The sequence below is a fragment of the Acinetobacter sp. UBA801 genome (assembly GCA_002296655.1).
Lineage (GTDB): Bacteria > Pseudomonadota > Gammaproteobacteria > Pseudomonadales > Moraxellaceae > Acinetobacter.
This window is the reverse complement of sequence record DBIN01000014.1, coordinates 1-22,743: the sequence shown is the minus strand read 5'-3', so window position 1 is coordinate 22,743 and position 22,743 is coordinate 1. Positions and strand designations below refer to the sequence as shown.

The following is a 22,743-nucleotide window of genomic DNA, read 5'->3' as shown; positions in this document are numbered from 1 at the left end:
GTGGCAAAATTTTAATCTGAGGATGATCTTATTCAGAAATGCTATGAAAATAGCGAAAGGTCAGATTAATTCTGGGTTGTAAAATTTTATTGGACTTCATTAAAGCATGTTTCCAATGCTGCTGTGTTTGTCCTCGCATCACAAGCAATTGACCACTCTGCAATAAAAGATCCACTTTATATGCCGTATGTTTATGCTTAAAACTGAATTTACGGGTTACTCCAAAACTCAATGAAGCAATGACAACGTTTTTTCCTAAATTCGGCTCATCGTCACTATGCCAGCCCAAGCCCTGCGTACCATCTTGATATAAATTGGCCAAACATGAATTAAAGGGATGCCCGACCCATTGTTCAACTTGCTGTTTCAGCCGCCACAAAGCAGGTAGCCAAACATGAGCCTGCTTTAAAGCACCTGAATACCGATATTGATACTGCTCATCGCCATACCATGCGACTTGGCGCTGTGTCCGATAATACTGACCAAATAGCATGCCTTCATCGGCTTGCCATACCAAATGTTGCAGAAAATACTGTAAATAACGCGCACTATGCTCCACATTCAGCACCAGACCATAGTCCTGTACAATGCCGTCATAAGGCAGTATGTTGTCACGAGGCTCAGGGGTAAACAACTCTAGATTCATGATCAAGCAACTCTATTGTTTAATCTAAAAATAAGGATCAGCTCTGCTCACAAAATGACACAGTTTTTTGGCTTGTGAGTCGTAACTTTCATCCTTAGACTTAAAATCATCGTGCATATAATAATAATAGCTTATGAATTTATGGCATTTATTTCAAAAATTGCATCCCTTCGTTCGGCCTTATCGGCTCTTGGTGATTGCTACTTTAGTTTTAACGCTCATCGGCTCGTTAACAGCTCAAGTCAATGCACTGACTTTACAATACGCTGTTGACCGTATTAACGCCTTAATTGAGGCAGGACAGGGTCTGTCTGCAGGCTGGCACATTTTAATCACCATTTCAGCCATTTTGCTGGGTAAAGAAATCATCAATGCCTTTGTGCAGTTTGGGCAGAAATTTTATGGTGAAAAACTGCGCATCTTTGTGTCACAAGATTTGGCACAGGACATTATTGAGAAGTTTTTGCGTTATCGACTGGCCTTTTTTAATCAGGACAATAACCAAGCAGGTAAATTACAAACACGTATAGATCGTGGCATTGGTTCGCTCACCCGTTTAGTGCAAATTTTCTTTATTGATATTTTGCCACTCTTTACCAGTGCCATTGTGGCTTTGGGCTTAATGTATTATGCCAATATTTATGTGGGTTTGGTCGCGACACTCATTGTGCCTATTTATTTTTGGCTGACCTACCAGCAGGCACAAAAACTAGGAAGCTGGCGACGTAATTTACGTGATGGACGTGAGAAAAAAAGCCAAGGGATTCTCAGCATCATCAACTCAATCACCGTGATTAAATCATTTAACAGAGAAAGCATCGAAGCAGAAAAACAACTTACCCTGCAGAAAAAACTGACCCACAATCAAATGCAGACCCGCCAAACCAGCTTTATATTTGATGGTTTAAAAAGCTTTATTGAACAAATTGGTGTGGTGCTGATTATTATTTTAACTGCTTATTTTGTGTTAGATGGGCAAATGAGCATCGGCATGATCATGTATCACGTGTTGCTGTTTGGCAATGTTTCTGCCCCAATTCGCTCATTGCATCGTATTTATGATGAAGTCAATGATGCAATGATCTATTCAGAAAGCTTCTTTCAAATTTTGGAAGCCGAGCATGAAATTGAACCAAGTGGTACGCTTAAACCCATCATTCGAGGGCAGTTTGACCTACAACAGGTGAACTTTTTTTATCCGAATGGACACCATGCACTCAAAGACATTCAGATGCAGATTCAGCCCAACAAAATTACCGCATTGGTGGGATTGTCGGGGGCGGGAAAATCCACCCTGATCAGTTTATTAGATAAATTCTATGTACCACAACAGGGAACAATTCAGCTCGATGGGACTGATATTAACCACATCGACACCCAATATTTACGTGACCATATCAGCTTAGTTTTGCAAAAAAATCATATTTTCCAAGGCTCTATTTTTGAAAATATTCGTTATGGCAAAACTGATGCTAGCTTGGAAGATGTGATTCAGGCAGCAAAAAAAGCCTCTATTCACGAACAAATTTTGCAATTGCCTGAGGCTTATGACGCAGATGCCCTCATGCTTTCAGGCGGTCAACAACAAAGGATTGCCCTTGCACGCATGTTCCTGAAAAATCCACCCATTATTTTTTTAGATGAACCCACTGCTAGCCTGGATGCCATTGCAACCGAACAAATCAAACAAAGCCTCGATGAAATTAAACAAGGGCGTACGGTCATCATCATTTCACATAGCTTATCGCAAATTATTGATGCCGATTACACCTATGTCATGAAAGATGGCAGGATTGCGGAACACGGCGAACATGATGCGCTTTATCATCAAAATGGGGTTTATAAAAAAATTTTTGATGCGATGGCAAAAAGCTTAAATATTGAAAAAATTGCCAAAACTTATGAAGATGATGCCGAAAAAGAAACCCATAGTTAATCAAAAAGTGCTTCAATCAGAAGCACTTTTTAATATTTTTAATGACGCATCACGATGTTTAAGGCTGTTTCAAATATGGCCATGCCGCTTTTAAATAAATAAACATCGACCAAAGCGTTAAAATTACAGCAGTATAGAGCAACAAATAAGCCACCATTTCCAATGGTTGCCAATTCAATAAGAACACTGAAATTGCAATCATTTGGAATGCTGTTTTATATTTCCCCACGGTAGACACCGCCACACTGGTACGTGCGCCGAGTTCAGCCATCCACTCACGTAAAGCAGATACGGTAATTTCGCGGGAAATAATCACAATCGCAGCGAAAGCCATAGAAATAGTGGGTTGCCATTGCACCAATACAATCAATGCCGCAGCAACCATCAGTTTATCTGCTACAGGGTCAAGGAAACGCCCAAATGCAGAAGTCTGATTTAAAGAACGTGCCAAGTAGCCATCAAACCAGTCGGTCACGGCAGCAATCACAAATATAGACGTCAAAATAATATGACGTGTCATGCCAGCATCATTACCATTTACGCCCATTGCAGGCGGCCAATATGCCACCAACAAAAAAACAGGAATCAAGGCGATTCGAGCCAAAGTTAATATATTTGGAATATTCAGGATACGACCTGTTGTCATAGACACCGCCAATGTTTCCCCTCTTTACGCTGCATATTCACAAGTTTTTTGAGGATTTGTCATCGTGAATAGACTTCACTTTATACGAAATGTCAGTAGGTGTCACTAGGCAAACACGGTGATGGTCTGTCGGGCAATCGCAATCAGCCGATCCTGATTATCCCATAAGTGTGCGTATTCGGTGGCATAACCATCACTAGCATGATCCGTAAATACCTTATATTTCATCCAATCATGTAACTGATTTTGCAAAGGATTGACATAGGTCACATGCCACGTAAGAGAACTGGCAGGTGCAAGCTGACTGAACATCGGCAATACTCCAGGTGGCCACATATCAAAAGCCACCATCAAATCGGCAATCGTCATCGCACGATTCGCATGCTTTTTGGGGTTAAAACGCATCCAGCCTGCAAAATCAGGTTTATGGCTGGCACTGAATGGATACTGCCCTTCTGCCCATACCAAATCCATTTGCTGAAAACATTCAGGTGCTAAAGGATGATGCTCTGTAACAGGCAATTCCGTTGCAGGTGGAAAGTTGGGCGCAGCGCGTTCTTGGTGCACCACGATGCTAGATTCACGTGCTACGCCAAAACTGGCAATCAAAATGCTTTGTACTGCATCATCCTGCCACAAACGCACCTCAATGCTAGTGACTGATTTACCCTGCCGAAGAATTTCAGCTGTAAGCCGTGCCCGATCTTGTTGTACAGGTCCAACAAAAGTCACGCTGCTACTGAGCAAGCGCTTTTCAGGATCGGCAATGCAATGCTGAGCTTTTTGCATCATCAAGCCTGCCACCAACCCACCATAAATGGTGCGTCCCTGTAACCAACCCTGTGGAATATCGATCCATTCTTGCTCGGCAATGGCTTGATAGGTCTGTAGCAACGACATAGCTTTTCCTTAAACAATGTTGTGGTTGATATTACAGGGTTTTTATCTGATGTGAATATTCAATGACGGTAGAGTCAATGCACTTTTTTGCTATTTACCTTTGCGAGAAATACTGCTTTTTATCAATGTCGAATTAAATCATCATTCATGCAGCACTTTATAAATCGTACGCGCCATCACTTCACCCAGTCCAGGCACCAAAGTCAGCTCTTTTTCTGAAGCTTTCAGTACGCCTTGTATGCCTCCAAAATGAGTGAGTAAATCACGACGACGTTTTGGCCCCAAGCCCGGAATCACTTCAAGTATCGATGTACCGCGTTTTTTATCGCGTTTGGCACGGTGCTTGGTAATTGCAAAACGGTGTGCTTCATCGCGTACCTGCTGAATCAAATGCAGCGCCTTATGATCTTCAGGCAACTGAATTTTGCTGCCATCGGTAAAGTGCAAGGTTTCTAACCCAGGTTTACGTCCTTCGCCTTTGGACACCCCAATCATAAAGGCATCCAATCCTAATTCCTGCATCACCTCCATCGCCATATTCAACTGCCCTTTGCCGCCATCAATGAGCAATAAATCCGGCAACATGGCTTTTTTATAACGACGCGTCAGTGCTTGACGTATGGCAGCATAGTCATCTCCTGCCTGAATATCCTGAATTGAAAATTGTCGATAATCACGTTTGCGAATACCGCCACTATCAAACACCACGCAAGATGCCACAGTGTCTTCGCCCATGGTGTGCGAAATATCAAAACATTCAATTCGATCAATCGGGCGTCCAACCACTTGTTCTAACTGATGAAAACGCTCATTTAATTCAAAGTGATTAGCGAGTTTACCTTTAATAGCATGCTGCACATTCATTTGTGCCAATTCTTGCCACTCGGCACGAGTTTCACGCACTTTATGTTTGATCTGAATTTTTTTTCCGAAGTGTTGCTGTAAGGCTTGTTCCAACTCTTTGCAATCTGCCACTTCCACATTGACAATCAGTTCCGCTGGAATTTCATCGGCCACCTGAAAGTAAAAGTTGGCAATAAAATCGGCCAGCATTTGCCCCAAATCACCGCCCAACATATCTGGAAAATAACTCTTACCCCCCAGCATTTTGCCATTGCGCACGTGCATAATTTGCACACAGGTCACACCTGCCTGATAAGCAATCGCGAGAATATCGGCTTCACCTTTGACTTTATAAATGGCTTGCTGTGCCTGTACCTCACGCAACAAAGCCATACGGTCACGGTAAAAGACTGCTTTTTCAAATTCCAACGCTTCGGCTGCAGCTTCCATTTTGGCAATCAATTGCTGATTCAGATCTTTACTATCGCCCTGTAAAAAGCGAATCGAATTATTGACATCTTCTTTATATTCTTCGGGTGAAATCAATCCTACACACGGCGCCGAACAGCGTTTGATCTGATATTGCAAACACGGGCGCTGCCGCTGGGCAAAATAACTGTTTTCACACTGCCGCACATTAAACAGCTTTTGTAAGACCACCAAAGTATCGCGGGCATTGTACGCACTCGGATAAGGCCCAAAAAACTTACCTACCTGATGCTTGCCTTTTCCGCGCCCACTGGCAATGCGCGGATAAGGCCGATCTGCCGAAACAAAAATATAAACATAGGACTTATCATCGCGCAACATAATATTGTACGGTGGGCGATGCAGCTTAATCAGGTTTTGTTCGAGCAATAAAGCTTCGGTTTCAGAACGCACCACCAAGGTTTCAATATCACAAATACGCGCCACTAAAGCCTGCGTTTTAGGATGCTCTATGGTTTTGACAAAATAACTCGACACACGGTTTTTTAAATTTTTGGCTTTGCCGACATATAACAATTCCCCGTCTTTACCCAACATTCGGTAAACCCCTGGCAATTGGGTCATATTTGCCAAAATTTTCTCGATATGCTCACCTGCGTTTGGGTTCACGAGTCATCCTATTGTTGCTGCATTCTTTACATGATGTGCTGCTTTGTCTGATTTTTTCAAGCTTTATCCTGTGGCATATCGCATGATCTATCCACTAAAACGATTAGTTCAGTGTAAAAACGGTCAGTCTGCAACACAAGATTTGCTATGCTCAGGCATCTTGTCAGCAGAAGGAAAGTGCAGGATGACGACCGCACCACACGGCATACAGACCATACAACCCGAACGTCCCAGCCGATTTTGTACACATCAGCATGTATCCGCTAAAGACGGTTTGATTGGCAAACCAAGCTTTCATTTTGCACCTGCACAAGTCATGCAATTGTTAGGTCAACGGATTATGGGACAAGATGCAGCGCTGAATGAAATCAAAAAAATGCGGATGTGGTCAAGGCCGATTTTTCCAGCACAGAGCGATCATTTTTAGTGACTTTAATGCTTGGCCCGATAGATGTTGGCAATACCGAAGGTGTGCCTGATTGCCTAAGCCATTTATGGTCGCCCTGATGCCTTCTGATGCATTGATATGAACAGCTTGGCGCAGAAACATTTTCTGACTGCACTCACAGGTGCGCCCCTGGCTATGTCGGCTCTATAGAGGGTCATAGTTTATTTGATGAAACTGCGATTGTAGGCTCACACACCCGCCCAAGCACCAAAACTATCGACTTTCGCAATTGCGTGATTTTTATGACCAGCAATGTGGCCGTTCAGGCCGTACAACAATATTTGGATAAACTCAATCTATTGCCTCAAAAAATACAACAACTGTACTGAAAACGTATGCCGACGCAACAAAGCATTGAAAAAATCATGCAACCTAAATTTGACCCTGAATTTTTAAATCGGATTGACCGTAGTTTGCCTTATCAAGCGGTATCTGTTGATGCGCTGCCGCAATTGGTCGAAATTGAATTGGAAAATAAACCACCGCGCAGCATCAAAAGCGCCAAGTTCAATTCACTGCAGCAGTTAAAGCCTATTTTTATGAGGGGTATGATATTTGGTACGGCGCGCGGCATTTGAGGCGCAATATCCGTACCGAACTTGAGTCCATTTTAGCCTTGTATTTTTTAAGTCATCCTGAAAAATCCGAAATGTTTAGATTGCAGTGCAGATCAATTAAACCTAACAATAGAATAAGCTCGCGACATATGATGCGTGAATCTTAAGGATGTGATGCTGCCCATCCTCAATATTGTGTTCTTTCACTTTAAAAGTCTCGAGCTTAGTCGGTAATTTCCATTCCCAAGGCCTGACTAAATTTGGCATGATCTTTAGGTGAAACCAATACAAATTTTGGCTGCCCCGCTTGAAGATAATCAATTTTTAAACGCTTCAGCGACAAAGCAGGTGACGCGACCGAATTATTGGTTTTAGATATTTTCTGAATACTGTCGCGCGGAATATCCCATTTTAAAAACATACAGCGGATCTGCAAGCGTTCTGCATTGACCTGATAGCGAGTATTAAAAATAGGCCACCACAACATAAAAATTGTGATGATATATACCCCTGTATGTACTGGAAATGTAGGCATCGTGCCTTTGGCATACATGGTCAGCAATAATTGAATTAATAAGCCTGACATACAAATCACAAAAGCCAAAACCCACCAATCTTTTTTAGAATGAAACGTTTGCATAAATTTTCCCCTAAGTTGCTTCATTCTATATATAAAAGCAGCGTGAAATTGAAGCCTGAAACTGAAATTATGGAAAAATGCCATAAAAAAACGCCCCGAAAGGCGTTGTGATGATTTAAAACAGATAAGGACGTATAAAAATCAAGAAGAAAATACCTAACATCAAAAACCATTTTAGGAAGTAATACAGACGGCTATTTCTGGCCTTTAAGGCTTTAGCTTTTAAACGCACTTGGTAAACATAGCCAAAGACTTTGTTTAAACCACCTGTCTGATCGCCTGCTTCATTCGGAGAACTGGCTGCAGTCATGACATTTTTACCAAACCAGTGATTAAACTTTTGCATTAACCGTGATTTTAACGGGCGCTCGACATCTGCAAAGAAAATAATACGGTTTTGATCAGTGCCATTTTCGGCATAGTGAATATAGGTTTCATCGAACACCACACTTTCACCATCACGCCATGAATAGCGCTCACCATCGACATCAATAAAACAACGGTCATCATTGGGTGTCATTAATCCCAAGTGGTAACGCAATGAACCTGCGTACGGGTCACGGTGGCGCACCAAGCGACTGTCGGGCGCTAGTTCAGTAAACATCGCCGCCTTAATACTAGGTAAAGTTTTTAATAATGCTGTGGTTTTTGGGCATAATTCTGCGGCAGATGGATGTGCGGAGTCATACCATTTTAAATAAAAACGCTTCCAGCCTGTTTTGAAAAAAGAGTTAAACCCCAAATCATCGTAGCTACTTGAAGCTTTAATACCGCCCTGTTCATATAAAGCTTTCGCTTCATCACGAATCATTTCCCAATTGTCATCCAAAACCTTTAAATCTTGAAAATACTGGGTGTCGATATAAGGTTGATTCGGCACTTTAGAAAATAAGTACATTAAATAGTTAATCGGTGCGAGAATGGTAGAATGGTCAAAAAACTGACGATAAAAACTATGACGCACCTTGCCGCGCTGTTGAATATACAACGCTGAAGCGATAAAAATCGCCAAAATAATCCACTTCAACATAGAACAAACCAACTACTGAAAACAGCAGAAATTTAAAAAGTCGCATATTCTACTCAATTTCAGCGCATGAGGTCATCGCAGAAAATAGAACACAGCATTGCAAGTCGCTCTCCATACCCACCCTGCTTCACGCTTTAAAACGCCACCAGCCAAACAAAGGATTGACTTTTCTGCCAAAAATAACCCACTGAAGGCTCTACTTTTCAAGCTTTTCCACGTCGTAAAAGTATTACAACACGACTAAAAATAAAATAGAAAACAATCACTTTCATCTTGTTTTAAAAAAAGAATTTTAAAATCGGGTCAAAAAGCAATTCCACGCTGTGAGAAAAATCATGACCCTTGCGTCACGGCTTGATACAACTTGCTATATTTTTTTTAGATATAGTTATCGTAAGATTACCGAGGCATATATGTGTGCAGAACTATCGCACACGCTTCATAACATCAACTTAGAAGTCCTCCAAAATAAAGGAGATCAGGCATGATCCACGCTGGCAATGCCATTACCGTCCAAATGCTTTCGGACGGAATTGCAGAATTCCGCTTTGACTTACAAGGTGAGTCGGTCAACAAATTTAACCGTGCAACGATTGAAGACTTTAAAGCTGCGATTGAGGCTGTTAAAGCAAACAATGAAGTGAAAGGTTTAATCGTCACTTCTGCGAAATCAACCTTTATCGTGGGTGCAGACATCACCGAATTTGGCGCAAACTTCGCTCAAGGCGAACAAGCCATTGTGGATTGGGCGTTGCCTGTTCACAACATCTTTAATGCTTTTGAAGATTTAGACATTCCTAAAGTTGCTGCAATCAATGGTATGGCATTGGGCGGTGGCTTTGAAATGTGTTTGGTATGTGACTACCGTGTGATGTCTGACCAAGCACAAGTGGGCTTACCAGAAATTAAACTGGGTATTTTCCCAGGCTTTGGTGGTACGGTACGTTTAAGCCGCGTTATTGGTATCGACAATGCGGTTGAATGGATGGCAATGGCCAACCCTAAACGTCCTGATGCTGCACTCAAAGACGGCGCTGTAGATGCCGTAGTTGCTGCAGACAAATTGCAAGATGCTGCGCTGGACTTGGTTAAACAAGCCATTGCAGGTCGTTTGGACTGGAAAGCAAAACGTCAGGAAAAATTAGACCCTGTTAAATTGAACCCACTTGAACAAATGATGGCGTTCAACACAGCAAAAGGTGCGGTACTAGCAAAAGCAAACCCTGCACAATACCCTGCGCCAAAATTGATGCTTGATTCTTTACAAGCAGGTGCAAGCTTGCCACGTAACGAAGCGCTTAAAGCTGAAGCTGAAGGCTTTGCCAAAGCGGCTGTAACACCACAAGCAGGTGCGTTGATTGGTTTATTCATCAACGACCAAGTGGTGAAGAAAACTTCTAAGAAATATGAAAAAGGTGCACACCCTGTCAACCAAGCGGCTGTTCTAGGCGCAGGTATCATGGGTGGTGGTATTGCTTACCAAGCGGCAAGCAAAGGCACACCAATCATCATGAAAGACATTGGTAATCCGCAACTTGCTTTGGGTATGAAAGAAGCCAATGGCTTATTGACCAAACAAGTTGAACGCAAAAAGTTAACCCCTGCAAAAATGGGTGAAACTTTGGCACGCATCCGCCCAACTTTAAGCTACGACGAGTTTAAAGAAGTCGATATCGTGATTGAAGCCGTGACTGAAAATCCGAAAGTCAAAGGCATTGTGTTGGCTGAAACTGAAAAATCAGTACGTGAAAACACCATTATCGCGTCAAATACATCCACCATTTCGATTACACGTTTGGCAGAAAACCTACAACGTCCAGAAAACTTTGTCGGCATGCACTTCTTTAACCCAGTGCACATGATGCCATTGGTAGAAGTGATTCGTGGTGAAAAAACTTCACCTGAAGCAATTGCGACCACTGTGGTGCTTGCTCAGAAAATGGGTAAAACCCCAATCGTGGTTAATGACTGCCCGGGCTTCCTGGTGAACCGCGTATTGTTCCCTTACTTTGGTGCATTTGACCTTCTATTGAAAGACGGTGCTGACTTCCAACAAGTCGACAAAGTCATGGAAAAATTCGGCTGGCCTATGGGTCCTGCTTACCTAATCGACGTTGTTGGTATCGACACGGGTGTTCACGGTGCAGAAGTCATGGCAGAAGGTTTCCCAGACCGCATGAAGCCAGACTATAAAGGCTCAATCCAAGTCATGTACGAAAACAAACGTCTTGGTCAAAAGAATGACGTCGGTTTCTACAAATATGAATTGGATCGTAAAGGCAAAAAAGCCAAAGTGGTTGATCCAACTGCATACGAGCTTGTGGCATCTGTTGCAACTGCTGAAAAACGCGAGTTTGATGCGCAAGAAATCATTGACCGTATGATGCTTGCTTTCTGTAACGAAACTGTTCGTTGCTTAGAAGACAACATTGTGGCAACACCATCTGAAGCAGATATGGCGATGATTATGGGTGTAGGCTTCCCTCCATTCCGTGGTGGTCCATGCCGTTACATCGACCAAACAGGTGTTGCTGAATACGTTGCGCTTTGCGACAAATATGCACATTTAGGAAAAGCTTATGAAGCGCCACAAATGTTGCGTGACATGGCTGCTAACAACAAAAAATTCTACGGTTAAGGAGCAACGTGAATGGCTACTTTAAATCCACGTGACGTTGTCATCGTTGATGGCGTACGTTCTGCAATGGGTAAAACCAAAAACGGTATGTTCCGCAATGTACGTGCTGACAGTCTATCGGCTGAATTGGTTCGTGCTTTAGTTGCTCGTAACCAGTTTGATGTCAACGAAGTTGAAGATGTCATCTGGGGCTGTGTGAATCAAACCCTAGAACAAGGCATGAACATTGGTCGTAATATTGCATTATTGGCTGATCTTCCAAAAACAGTAGCGGGGCAAACTGTGAACCGTCTGTGTGGTTCTTCAATGCAAGCAATCCACACGGCTGCGGCACAAATTGCAACCAATCAAGGTGATATTTTCATCATTGGTGGTGTAGAGCACATGGGCCACGTAGGCATGATGCACGGTATCGACATCAACCCTGCTGCATCGAAGCACTATGCTAAAGCATCAAACATGATGGGCTTAACTGCTGAAATGTTGGGTCGCATGAACGGTATCTCTCGTGAAGAGCAAGATGCTTTTGGTGTGGAATCACACCGTCGTGCATGGGCTGCAACGCAAGAAGGTCGTTTTAAAAACGAAATCATTGGCATTGAAGGTCATGATGCAAATGGCTTTAAACAGCTGTGCGACATCGACGAAGTGATTCGTCCAGATGCTAATCTTGAATCGTTCCAAGCTTTACGTCCTGTATTTGACCCGAAAGGCGGTACAGTCACTGCGGCAACATCTTCAGCATTGTCTGATGGTGCTTCTGCGATGTTGCTCATGTCTGCTGAACGTGCACAAGCATTGGGTTTAAAACCACGTGCGGTGATTCGCTCTATGGCGGTTGCAGGCTGTGATGCAGCGATCATGGGTTATGGTCCAGTACCTGCAACTCAAAAAGCGCTTAAACGTGCTGGCTTGTCAATTGCAGACATTCAAACCTTTGAATTAAACGAAGCGTTTGCTGCACAAGGTCTGTCTGTTCTCAAAGGCTTAGGCATTTATGATCAGCAAGATCGTGTGAACTTGAACGGTGGTGCAATTGCACTCGGTCACCCATTGGGTTGTTCAGGTGCGCGTATCACCACTACATTGTTGAACGTGATGGAACAACAAGATACTCAAATTGGTCTTGCGACCATGTGTATCGGTCTTGGTCAAGGTATCGCGACAATTATTGAGCGTGTGTAAAAATTCTTCGCAATAAAAAAATCCTCGCATCATGCGGGGATTTTTTATTTTGTTGTTTTGAGCTGTTCTAATTTTTAAATTTTATTCTTTTGCATTTTAAATTGATATGCGCAGACCAAGTGGCTGATTAAATGTGATTTACTTGCACGGCTTAAACCAACAACTCCCCCATCAACCACGTCATATAGCGTTCTTTGTCCATAAAATCTGGGGCGCTGCCGGTATCCAAGCAGTAATATTGCTGATTAAATTCAATCACAATTTGTTCAGTCTGATGCCAATCTTCAACCAAACGAAAGTACTGATTAAAGAAGTAACGGTTCTTGCCCCAATTGTTTAAATTTTCGAGTTTCGGGTAGTTTTTATTTTCTAGAAATTGCAAATACAGTTGTTGAATATCATCAAAGATTTGAATGCTGTTCATATCGGACCTGCCTAGTTGAGCAATTAAATCAACAGCTACAGTTTAGGCAAGACATTTGAACGACAGATGACATTCTTTTGACAATTTGATGTAAGGATTTGCCAGACCTTACAACTTGCTTTCCAGTGCGCGCTGATGCTGCTGACTGATCTCTTGCATTTGCGTATTGAGTTGCACCATCTCTTGATATACGGTATTGAATTCTTTCAAGGCCGCATCTTCATAAAACATAAAGGTATTGTTTTTGAGCTCCCACTTGTTGTTTTTTAAAATTGCAAACAACACATACGCCTTACCCAAATTTTTCTTTTCTAATTCAAATAATGTGTAACCTTGATCATTATGGCGGCTTTCTAATAAAGATTCTGCTAAATGACGGCGCAAATTATGATTAATTTCAAGATTATCAATTTGCTCTAGAGCCATCGCTTCATGCTGTTCTAAATGCTCCTGATACAACTCTACCATGGCACGCACTTGTACCAACATGGCTTCGGTATCGGCATAGTCTTGTTTTTTATCTGCGGCAAGTCGTTGAGGATTTAAAAACTGATCCCAATTCAAGGCTTTTAATTCACGCAAATAACTATTACGCGCTTCGGCACTTTGTACCATGTGACTCAACACAAAACTGGCCATGACCTGATAATCACCCGCTAAGCGTGAATCTTGCACGTTAATCTGAATCGGTTTAGACCAATCCTGTGCCTGTACAAAAATCTGTTCAGCTTTTTCATGAATCACATTTTGATAAGCGTGCAATTGCGCAACTTGTTTTTGCTGACTGTTATATTGATAAAACATCCACCCAAAAATAATAACCGTTACACATCCAATGATTAGCACTATCCGTCGCATGAGTGCCCTCTTATTTTTAATATTTGTTTTATATTACCGTGAAGCTCATCACATTTGTATAGATTTCATACTTATTTTATTACTAAGCTATTGGAATATACCCACTTGTATTTAACAAGATGCTCAAAAATAAGTTTAGCATCGCTTTATGCTTTAAATTTTATGTAACATCCCCATCTTAGTAAAAAACAGAATTTGAGATTGTTCATGCGCGTTGATATTTGGTCAGATATTGTTTGTCCGTTTTGCTATATCGGCAAAAAACGTTTGGAAGCTGCTGCAGAAGAAGCAGGTGTGGAATTAGAAGTGCATTGGCACAGCTTTGAACTTGACCCAGAAGCACCACAGCGTCAGGAAGTGTCTAATTCAGAGCGTTTAGCACAAAAATATGGGCGCAGCCTTGCCGAAGTAGAAGAAATGCAGCGTAATATTGCCGAAATGGCAAAAGCTGAAGGTATTGACTTTCAATGGGAAAATGCCAACTCTGGCAACACCTTTAATGCCCATCGCTTGGTGCATTTGGCACAAAGCAAAGGTTTGGGCAGCGAAGCCAAAGAAGCTTTTTTCTATAGCTATATGACTCAAGGTTTAGCAATTGGCGAACGTGAAACACTCGAAGATGTTGCATCACGTATCGGGCTGAATCCTGTAGAAGTGGATGATGTTCTAGATTCTGACGAATATGCCGACTTTGTAAAATTTGACCAAGAAGTCGCACGTGAACAATTAAACGTTACTGGCGTGCCGTTCTTTGTGTTTGATCAGCGTATTGCTTTAGCAGGTGCACAGCCACGTGAAGTCTTTGTGCAAGTCCTGAAAAAAGCCCTTGAAACCGCAAGCGAGCTAGAAGTTGAACATGCAGCAAGCTGCGATACTGATCAATGCGATGTGCCTGAACCCAAAGCTTAATCTTAAAAATATAGGCAAGGTTGAATAACGCTCTTCCAAATAGATTAGAAGCACAAAAAAAATCCCGTAACGGGATTTTTTTTACTTTTAAGTGCAGCGAGGTTTTATTCAACCAAGAAGCTGATTTTTAAATTGACCCGATATTCAGTGATTTTATTGTCTTTAATCACCACTTTTTGTTCGTTAATCCAAGCCCCTTGGACATTTTTAACCGTTTCTGTCACTTTGGCGATTCCAGTTTGAATCGCGTCTTCAAAACTTTTTGAACTACTTGAATTAACTTCAACGACTTTTGCAATTGCCATGATTTTCTCACTGTCCTTTATCGTTATTGGAACCCCATCTTAGATTAAAAAAACCGCACTTTTAGGTTGTTTAACCAATCGCCGCTAAAACATTACACGATTTCACACTGTCAAAAATTGTCATTAATCATCAGCACGAAATCTTGTCAAAATTTCAATTTTGCAGACATCTCAACCATTTATACCTGTAAAAAAACTAGAGTTAAAACTCTAATCTATTGTTTTATATTGTTATTTTTAAGATGGTTGCCGAAATAATCATTTTGTAGATTTTATACTTTGTTATGATTCATGTGAATTTTTTATCGTTTAATCTCCCTACGATGTCTAGTCTTCTGCCTAGACATCAATACTTTGGATGGACATTCTCATGAATATGTTTAAATCTGTTTTGATGGTTTCACTTCTAGCAATTGCTGCAAATGTATCTGCTCAAATTGTGCATGTACCTGATTTTCCAACTCAAAAATTGAATACAGAATCGGCTGCATCTGAAGCTGTTGTAAACGAACCAACTTCGCAAAAAGCAGCTTAAGTTTCACGTTTTATCCACTTAATTAATCTCTCCCATTTCTCTCCCCAAACAGCAGTCTAAATCATGCTGCTGTTTGTTTTTCTAGTGCTAAATTTGCTTCAAATCCTCCAAGCAGCATCTAAAAGCTGCATCCCGCCCACTGTCAGTACTTTTTTGGTACTGTAATTTAATTTTTTTTGATTATTTTCCATATAAAAAGCTCATTTTTTGTCAATAATGTCTAAAAAAGCACAGAAGCTGACAATTTTTAGCATGTATTTTTTAATTAAATCCATATAATTAAAGTGATTTGTTTTCATTGCTATAGCAGATGCCTATGCAACAACTTCAAGCACTTATACAAAGAAAAATTCCACCCCAATCTGTTGATGTGAATCATCTGGTGGAGCTTGCCAAACGCTATCCTCAACCACAATCAGCAGAATATAAATTGATTGAATTGGCGCTGAATATTGTCTTGGCAGATTATTTGGAAAAAGCACAACAACATACTTAAGCATGCATGAATGAATACACTCGAAAAATCTCTGTTGATTAAAGAATTACACGACTTAATCGATGCCCTAACGCATCAAAGACTCAGTCTTTATGAAACAGCTAAAGCTAAAGCGCGCATTAAAGAAATCTTTATGCTGTGCGATGAACCGATTTTTCAAAAACAGTTGCTCACATTTAAAGCCTCACAAAATCCAATTCAAACTGCGGCAACTTTTGCAGAACAAAGTTTATATGCACAATCTTTTCGTGGCGTATTTACACAACCGGAAGCACTTGAAACAGCACTGTATCAACAGCCTGAAACAGGTTGGGCGATTTTGTATCAACCGAGAGCAGGTTGGCAAATTTGGTTAATTCCTGCTGCAGACCGCACTGCTCTACTCAGCGAATTTCAAGATTTAGAGCAGGTCTACCGCTGGATGTTGCAACAGCAGCAACAATATCACTGCCTTCAAACCGATGCAGAACTGAAGCAAGCTGCAGTGCTAGAAGCAGCTCAAACGGCAACGATACCAGCTGCGCAAACTCAGCCAGTCTTTGCCACTGCAGACCCAGAAGAAAATAAAGCTGTAGCTCCACCAATTCAATTTGAGCTCATTACACAGCACATCGCCACAGAAGAAGCTACCTCGTCTGATACTCAAGTTTTAGACGTGGCTGAACATGAACTTACAATTGAATCAATCACAGATCAAACGATCATTTCCTGTACAACGCTAAACACAACTCCGCCTGACGTGACAACAATAGATACGGTCCAACCACTAACGGCCGTCACACCAAAATCAAGCATCCCCCCAGCTTATAATCTATTGTTAAACCAATATAGCTGCCCAATTTCTGCGCTCAATCTTAGCCAAAATGAGTCAGTACAGTTGTACCGAGTCTTTATGCCTGAAGCACCAGAAATCACGCAATATGCCGATGTGTTGGTGGATTTGTCTGATCCTGAAGTAGACCAGCAACAGCTGTTGGCGCGTACAGTATATTTAGCTGAACAAACCAATACACAAGGACACTTTATTAAATATGTGGTGCTGCTTGGCGCATTAGATCAAATGCAGGCGATTCGTTTGACTCAAAACTTTTGCCAACAGTTTGAACATGAAATTGCAGCAATACGTGAAATTTCTTGGGAAAAATTACAAGAACATTTATTTGATTTTGGCCAGCTTTTTCAATGCTATAGTGTTGATGCTCAAATCGTGTGGCAACAAGAGCACTATTTTCCTTTTATTCCGAAACAACAGATTCAAACAACCAAATTTATTCAGTTTGAAGAAAGTGAAGCGCAGAGTCATACTCCTTTGATTTTACTGAAAGAACGACAAAAAATTCGTGTGATTCATGGTCAAAAGCGTTTACAACTGTCCCGTGCTGAACAAGCTGTACCACATATTTTATTAGATCGACAACAAGGTATGAGTTGGCAATTGATTCAAAAAGTCATTTCTCAATTACAACAACCGATTGAGGCATTACAATTGTGCCAAGCACTTCAAATGTATCAAGAAAAAGAGGTTTCTGCCTAAAAACTGCCGTTTATATTATGATTTTGTAGCCAAGTCTTGCTTTTATCTTATAGATTTTCAACACTAGCAAAAATGGCTTAAAGATCAGTAAATAATGTCAAGAATAAAGCACACATCGCCTTTTATATTAAGCTGTCTCTTAAGTGGGGTCGCAGGCACCACTTTTGCACAAGAATCAACTCAAGCAGTGGATCAAGCTCATACTCCACTGCCACCGTATGAATTGCCTGTCGCTCCGCCAAGTGCAGTAGATAAAAACGGCTTTTATTACACGATTCCACGTTGGATTGATGCCACACCAACGATGTTACCCGAACAATCCAATGAACTCATTGTACCTCCCACCGCAGAAACGGAACATTTAACCTGGTTCGATCAACGACAAAAAAATATTCGCAATTGGGCCGATAAAACAGCACATAAGTTAGATAACTGGTTTGGTGAACCGAGCCCTGAACAGCCTGCCTCAGCCACTTTGCGGGTTTTGATAGATAGCAGTTGGGACAAGCATAATGAATATGAAGTCAAACCTCGTATTCGTGGCAAAATCAAACTGCCTACGCTTGAAAATAAACTCAGTGTGGTCTTTGGTGATGACTCGCTCGATAACGAATTACAAAATAACGTCGCCATTACCAACGAAAACCCAGCCAATGCTGCAGACAAAACCTTAGACAGTAAACGTAGCCGTGAAGACAACAGTTCTTTGGCATTACGCTGGTCAAACTTTGCCGATCGTCTACCTTTTGAAACAGATGTCGATTTAGGGGTGCGTTCTGGCGATGATATATATTTGCGTTTAAAAGCCTCTAAAGACTGGGCTTTGGAAAATGATTTCTCTTTTCATGCCGAACAAATTTACCGTTATGGCATCGACAGTGAAAATTATCTCAGAACCAACTTGGAGCTAACACACGCCCGCCCCAATCAAGCGTTCTTGTCAAATCAATTTAGCTTGACCTATGCCGAAGAGCAAGATGATGATTTGGTTTGGGACAACTACACTTTTAGACAACATCAATTCTTTGCAGGTAACCGTTTTAACTACGGCATTTATACAGGTGGTTATTATCACGATGATGACTTACGTTTAAATCGTTGGGGACCATTTGTCTCTTGGCGTCAACCATTTTTACGTGAATGGTTCTTTATTCAGGGCGATGTCAATTATTTAAATGATGATCGCGCGGATCGGAGTCATTATCTCGGTGCTTTAGTGCGTTTAGAAGCTATTTTCTAAGCAAGTACTATCTAGAATTAATTCAAATTAAAAAACCAAGTCTTGTTAGCAAGACTTGGTTTTTTACAAGATGATTTTGCAAAATGAAGATGCATTATTTGCACAACGCATCCTCAATCACACTCATGTAAAAACAGACTTACTTTAACAGCAAGCTATTAATCCGTTTCACATATTCCGCCGGGTCTTCAGGCAAACCACCTTCAGCAATTACAGCCTGATCAAAAATCACATGCGCTAAATCATCAAATTGATTGGAGTCCTGTAATTTTTTCACCAATGGATGCTCTGGATTGATTTCCAAAATTGGCTTCATATCAGGTACAGCTTGCCCTGCATCCTTCAACATACGAATCAATTGTGGCGACAGCTCACCTTCACCTGTCACTAAGCAGGCAGGTGAATCGACTAAACGTGTCGTTACACGTACTTCTTTGGTTTTACCACTTAAAGATGCAGACAATTGCTCGATCACAGGTTTAAATTGTTCTGCGGCGGCGTCTAAGGCTTTTTTCTCTTCGGCATCTTGTAGGTCGCCTAAATCGACTGCACCTTTAGACACGTTTTGCATTGGCGTGCCATCAAACTCATGCACAAAGTTCATGGCCCACTCGTCTACGCGTTCTGCCATCAACAACACTTCAATGCCTTTTTTCTTAAATAGCTCCAACTGTGGAGAATGCTTTGCTGCGTTCAGGTTGTCTGCAGTAACGTAGTAAATCGCTTTCTGACCTTCTTTCATTCGCGCTTTATAGTCCGCCAATGAGGTACTGATGTCATCATTGCATGAAGTGGCATAGCGTAATAATTTCAGGATACGCTCACGGTTGCCAAAGTCTTCGCCTAAGCCTTCTTTTAAGACTGAACCAAATTCTTGATAGAATTGCTTAAATTTTTCTTGGTCTTTTTCATCTTCAGACTTGGCCAGATTATCCAACATGGTCAACACACGACGGGTATTGCCTTCGCGGATGGTTTTTACATCACGGCTTTCTTGCAATAACTCACGGCTCACGTTCAACGGCAAATCGGCACTATCCACCACACCTTGCACAAAGCGCAGATAATTAGGAATCAGATTGTCTGCCTCATCCATAATAAATACGCGCTTCACGTACAATTTAATCCCCGCTTTGGCTTCACGGGTAAAAATGTTGTGCGGTGCTTTACTTGGAACATACAACAACTGGGTGTATTCAGTACTGCCTTCAACGCGGTTATGCGCCCATGCCAATGGTGCGTCAAAATCGTGACTGAGGTTTTTATAAAACTCGATGTACTGTTCTTCGCTAATTTCGTTTTTATTGCGCGTCCACAAAGCACTGGCCGAATTAATCGTTTCCCATTCATCAGTTTTCACATACTGACCTGCTTTCGGTGTTTCACCTTCAGCGGCTTCTTCTTGCTGCCATACTTCTTTCTGCATTTGAATTGGCAAACTGATGTGATCAGAGTATTTATTGATAATCTGCTTAACTTTGTAGCTTTCTAAATAATCCAGTGCATCATCACGCAAATGCAAAATAATATCAGTACCACGCTCTGCCTTATGAATTTGCTCAACATCAAATTCACCTGTACCTGCACTGCTCCAACGCACGGCTTCATCTGCAGCCAATCCCGCACGGCGTGATTCTACGGTAATTTTATCCGCCACGATAAAACCTGAATAAAAACCAACACCAAATTGACCAATCAATTGTGCATCAGCTTTTTGATCGCCGGTTAATTTAGACATAAAGTCTTTGGTGCCCGATTTGGCAATCGTACCTAAATGCTCAATCGCTTCCTGTTGGCTTAGACCAATGCCGTTATCTGAAATAGTTAAAGTTTTATTTTCTTGATCTAGACGAATACGTACACGTAAATCAGGATCATTTTCATAATATTCAGGATGGTTGATACCCTCAAAACGTAATTTGTCGCAGGCATCTGATGCGTTAGAAATCAGTTCACGCAAGAAGATTTCAGGGTTGGAATAAAGAGAATGGGTCACCAAATGTAATAACTGCGCCACTTCGGCTTGGAAACTGTGTTTTTGGCTTTGCTCGCTCATTCATCACTCCTTAAAATTCATAAACATGGTTATTGTTGGATGTGTTAATGAATTGGAGTGATGTGCTGATTTTTCAAGCCTAAATCTAGAAAAATTTAAAAAGGTGCGCGTTGATAGAGACGATTCAGGTGCTCATCCAATTTTTGCTGACGTAGATCATACACCTGAGTTAAACACGATAGTGAACTGCCACAACGATCACGCAACTCTAACCAGCGAAATTGTTCATCACGAATTTGTGAACGCGTCCCCATGGCGACCAAACGACTGACTATACGATAGGTGGTTGCCATTTTCACATCGGCATCATTGACCGCACGATGTTCACAAATGGCATATTCGGTTTGTGTTTTGGCTTTCTCACAAGAAAAACTTGCCGCATGCCCCGCAACACTTAGCATTAAACCAAGACACACAAACCAACCGTATTTGATCAACATGAATTAATTCCTTATTTATCGTTCTTTACTTTATCTTTCAGACTGTAAATGAACATGGCATATGCTCTCAATTTTTTCATTCGGTACATTTGTTATTTTTTGCAATAAAAAAAACCCCATCATAAATATGGGGTTGCGCTGATTTTTATTATTATAAAAAGCTACTTTTATGATTAAAATTTGTAGCTATAACCGATGGTGTACACCATTGGGTCGATGTCTAAATCAAACTTAGTATTATTAATAAGTGTTACTTCTGGACTTAATTGTGCATAACGTGCATCAAAGAATACCCCCCAGTTTTTTGCATCGGCTGGCTGGAAGTTAAAACCGATTTGACCTGCAAAACCAAAGTCTTCTTTTACGTCTTTAGCCAAACCTTCTTCATCCCAAGCAACAAATGCGGTACCACCCACACCAATGTATGGTGTGAAACGGGTTGAATTTTTAAAGTGGTATTTAGCAGTTAACGTTGGCGGTAAATGCTTAATCTTAATAGCGGAATCACCATTCACTAACACATCATGACTAATTGGCGTAGCCAACAATAATTCTGCAGAGATATTGTCATTAAAGAAATATTCTACAGATGGTGTAAATGCATATTCATGATCTGCTTCAGCAACAACACCTGGAGCCACTGTTGTATCTTGTGTTGGAGAAATCACAGAACCACCAACTTTAACTTGCCATTGACCAGCCATAGCAGAAGCAGACATTCCCATTAATGCAATTAGAGCAACTTGCTTTAACATTTCAAAACCACCTTTAAAATAAAAAATCTTAACGCTTAATTAATATTAAACACGACCACCATTAATATGCAACACATATTAAACACAATATTTTGATTATTTTATAAGTCATTAATTATTATATAAATTTATTTTAAATAGACCATTTTACTTGTTTTTTAAACCCGAGTTAATTAATAAAGTTTAATTTATTATTTCCCGACTATATTACTCAATTTTATTTAAAATTAAATTAAAATATCTATTTAAAATACATCTTATATTGATTTAAAAATTAAACAAATTTATTTTAAATTGATTAATTCACTCAGAATTTTCTATTTTTAAATCATATAAAATCAATAAAAATTAGACTTCTTGCGTTAGTCAAATTTTAAGCAGTCAAAAGCTATATTTTATAAGGTTTTAGCCAATTCAAAAATTAGATAAAACTATACTTTCGCAAGAGATACCGTCTGAAACGTCAAGCAAATTATCGAAAATTCATGCTCAATAATCTGCTTGATAAGGCTGTTGGTGTTTGAGTACACCATAACAAAGATGAACCAACTTTCTCATTGCAGCTCCAATCGCCATCATTTTGGTTTTACCATTAGCTAATAATCTTTCATTCATCCCTTTAAT

At 40.8% G+C, this 22,743-nt stretch carries 20 protein-coding genes and 2 pseudogenes; 9 read left to right on the top strand and 13 right to left on the bottom strand.

Features of this window, described 5'->3' with window-relative positions; all coding sequences use genetic code 11:
- Positions 1-28: 28 nt before the first annotated feature.
- On the bottom strand, positions 29-646 hold the full coding sequence (locus B2W49_RS01770; RefSeq protein ID WP_291334021.1) for an alpha-ketoglutarate-dependent dioxygenase AlkB family protein: 618 nt from the start codon (positions 644-646) through the stop codon (positions 29-31).
- 133 nt (positions 647-779) lie between these two features.
- Between B2W49_RS01770 and B2W49_RS01765 the strand changes: the two genes are divergently transcribed.
- Positions 780-2,582, top strand: coding sequence for an ABC transporter ATP-binding protein (locus B2W49_RS01765; protein WP_291334019.1), 1,803 nt, complete (start codon positions 780-782; stop codon positions 2,580-2,582).
- Positions 2,583-2,640: 58 nt separating this feature from the next.
- Here the strand turns inward: B2W49_RS01765 and pgsA are convergent, their stop codons facing one another.
- The 3 genes from pgsA to uvrC all read right to left on the bottom strand — a co-directional run bounded on the left by pgsA (position 2,641) and on the right by uvrC (position 6,069).
- Complete coding sequence (pgsA, locus tag B2W49_RS01760; RefSeq protein ID WP_291334017.1) at positions 2,641-3,228, bottom strand: CDP-diacylglycerol--glycerol-3-phosphate 3-phosphatidyltransferase; 588 nt, start codon at positions 3,226-3,228, stop codon at positions 2,641-2,643.
- Between the two features lie 105 nt (positions 3,229-3,333).
- A complete protein-coding gene (locus tag B2W49_RS01755) occupies positions 3,334-4,128 on the bottom strand; it encodes a thioesterase family protein (protein WP_291334015.1) in 795 nt (264 codons plus the stop codon).
- Between the two features lie 141 nt (positions 4,129-4,269).
- Entirely contained in the window at positions 4,270-6,069 is a 1,800-nt protein-coding gene (uvrC, locus tag B2W49_RS01750; RefSeq protein ID WP_291334013.1) for an excinuclease ABC subunit UvrC, read from the bottom strand.
- Positions 6,070-6,253: 184 nt separating this feature from the next.
- Here uvrC and B2W49_RS01745 point away from each other — a divergent pair.
- Positions 6,254-7,241 (top strand): annotated as a pseudogene (locus B2W49_RS01745) (AAA family ATPase).
- Between the two features lie 56 nt (positions 7,242-7,297).
- Here the strand turns inward: B2W49_RS01745 and B2W49_RS01740 are convergent.
- A complete protein-coding gene (locus B2W49_RS01740) occupies positions 7,298-7,714 on the bottom strand; it encodes a PH domain-containing protein (protein ID WP_291334012.1) in 417 nt (138 codons plus the stop codon).
- Between the two features lie 115 nt (positions 7,715-7,829).
- On the bottom strand, positions 7,830-8,744 hold the full coding sequence (gene lpxO, locus B2W49_RS01735) for a lipid A hydroxylase LpxO (protein WP_154321125.1): 915 nt from the start codon (positions 8,742-8,744) through the stop codon (positions 7,830-7,832).
- Positions 8,745-9,228: 484 nt separating this feature from the next.
- Here lpxO and fadB point away from each other — a divergent pair, with 484 nt between their 5' ends.
- Positions 9,229-11,382, top strand: coding sequence for a fatty acid oxidation complex subunit alpha FadB (gene fadB, locus B2W49_RS01730; RefSeq protein ID WP_291334009.1), 2,154 nt, complete (start codon positions 9,229-9,231; stop codon positions 11,380-11,382).
- 12 nt (positions 11,383-11,394) lie between these two features.
- The gene (gene fadA, locus B2W49_RS01725; RefSeq protein WP_136144532.1) at positions 11,395-12,567 is read left to right on the top strand and encodes an acetyl-CoA C-acyltransferase FadA; all 1,173 of its coding nucleotides are present in this window, start codon (positions 11,395-11,397) and stop codon (positions 12,565-12,567) included.
- Positions 12,568-12,718: 151 nt separating this feature from the next.
- On the opposite strand, the gene B2W49_RS01720 is transcribed toward fadA, so the two are convergent.
- Positions 12,719-12,991 carry a hypothetical protein gene (locus tag B2W49_RS01720; protein ID WP_291334006.1) on the bottom strand — a complete coding sequence of 91 codons (273 nt, stop codon included), beginning with the start codon at positions 12,989-12,991 and terminating at the stop codon, positions 12,719-12,721.
- A 108-nt stretch (positions 12,992-13,099) separates the two neighbouring features.
- Positions 13,100-13,849 (bottom strand): hypothetical protein, encoded by a 750-nt coding sequence (locus B2W49_RS01715; protein WP_291334004.1) that lies wholly within the window; start codon positions 13,847-13,849, stop codon positions 13,100-13,102.
- Between the two features lie 207 nt (positions 13,850-14,056).
- Here B2W49_RS01715 and B2W49_RS01710 point away from each other — a divergent pair, with 207 nt between their 5' ends.
- The gene (locus B2W49_RS01710; protein WP_291334002.1) at positions 14,057-14,758 is read left to right on the top strand and encodes a DsbA family oxidoreductase; all 702 of its coding nucleotides are present in this window, start codon (positions 14,057-14,059) and stop codon (positions 14,756-14,758) included.
- Positions 14,759-14,862: 104 nt separating this feature from the next.
- On the opposite strand, the gene B2W49_RS01705 is transcribed toward B2W49_RS01710, so the two are convergent.
- A complete protein-coding gene (locus B2W49_RS01705) occupies positions 14,863-15,063 on the bottom strand; it encodes a dodecin family protein (protein ID WP_291334000.1) in 201 nt (66 codons plus the stop codon).
- Positions 15,064-15,433: 370 nt separating this feature from the next.
- On the opposite strand from B2W49_RS01705, the gene B2W49_RS01700 reads away from it, so the two are divergent.
- The 4 genes from B2W49_RS01700 (at position 15,434) to B2W49_RS01685 (ending at position 18,868) form a co-directional block, all read left to right on the top strand.
- Entirely contained in the window at positions 15,434-15,598 is a 165-nt protein-coding gene (locus B2W49_RS01700; RefSeq protein ID WP_291333998.1) for a hypothetical protein, read from the top strand.
- A gap of 316 nt (positions 15,599-15,914) precedes the next feature.
- Positions 15,915-16,094 (top strand): hypothetical protein, encoded by a 180-nt coding sequence (locus B2W49_RS01695; RefSeq protein WP_291333996.1) that lies wholly within the window; start codon positions 15,915-15,917, stop codon positions 16,092-16,094.
- A 10-nt stretch (positions 16,095-16,104) separates the two neighbouring features.
- A complete protein-coding gene (locus B2W49_RS01690) occupies positions 16,105-17,628 on the top strand; it encodes a hypothetical protein (RefSeq protein WP_291333994.1) in 1,524 nt (507 codons plus the stop codon).
- Between the two features lie 94 nt (positions 17,629-17,722).
- Positions 17,723-18,868: a hypothetical protein gene (locus B2W49_RS01685; protein ID WP_291333992.1), complete on the top strand. Its 1,146-nt coding sequence runs from the start codon at positions 17,723-17,725 to the stop codon at positions 18,866-18,868.
- Between the two features lie 139 nt (positions 18,869-19,007).
- Here the strand turns inward: B2W49_RS01685 and htpG are convergent, their stop codons facing one another.
- The 4 genes and pseudogenes from htpG to B2W49_RS01665 all read right to left on the bottom strand — a co-directional run.
- Entirely contained in the window at positions 19,008-20,924 is a 1,917-nt protein-coding gene (gene htpG / locus B2W49_RS01680; protein ID WP_291333990.1) for a molecular chaperone HtpG, read from the bottom strand.
- Between the two features lie 95 nt (positions 20,925-21,019).
- Entirely contained in the window at positions 21,020-21,364 is a 345-nt protein-coding gene (locus tag B2W49_RS01675) for a lysozyme inhibitor LprI family protein (RefSeq protein WP_291333988.1), read from the bottom strand.
- Positions 21,365-21,537: 173 nt separating this feature from the next.
- Complete coding sequence (locus B2W49_RS01670) at positions 21,538-22,119, bottom strand: OmpW/AlkL family protein (RefSeq protein ID WP_291333986.1); 582 nt, start codon at positions 22,117-22,119, stop codon at positions 21,538-21,540.
- A gap of 489 nt (positions 22,120-22,608) precedes the next feature.
- A pseudogene (locus tag B2W49_RS01665) lies at positions 22,609-22,743 on the bottom strand (IS110 family transposase); the annotation flags it as partial.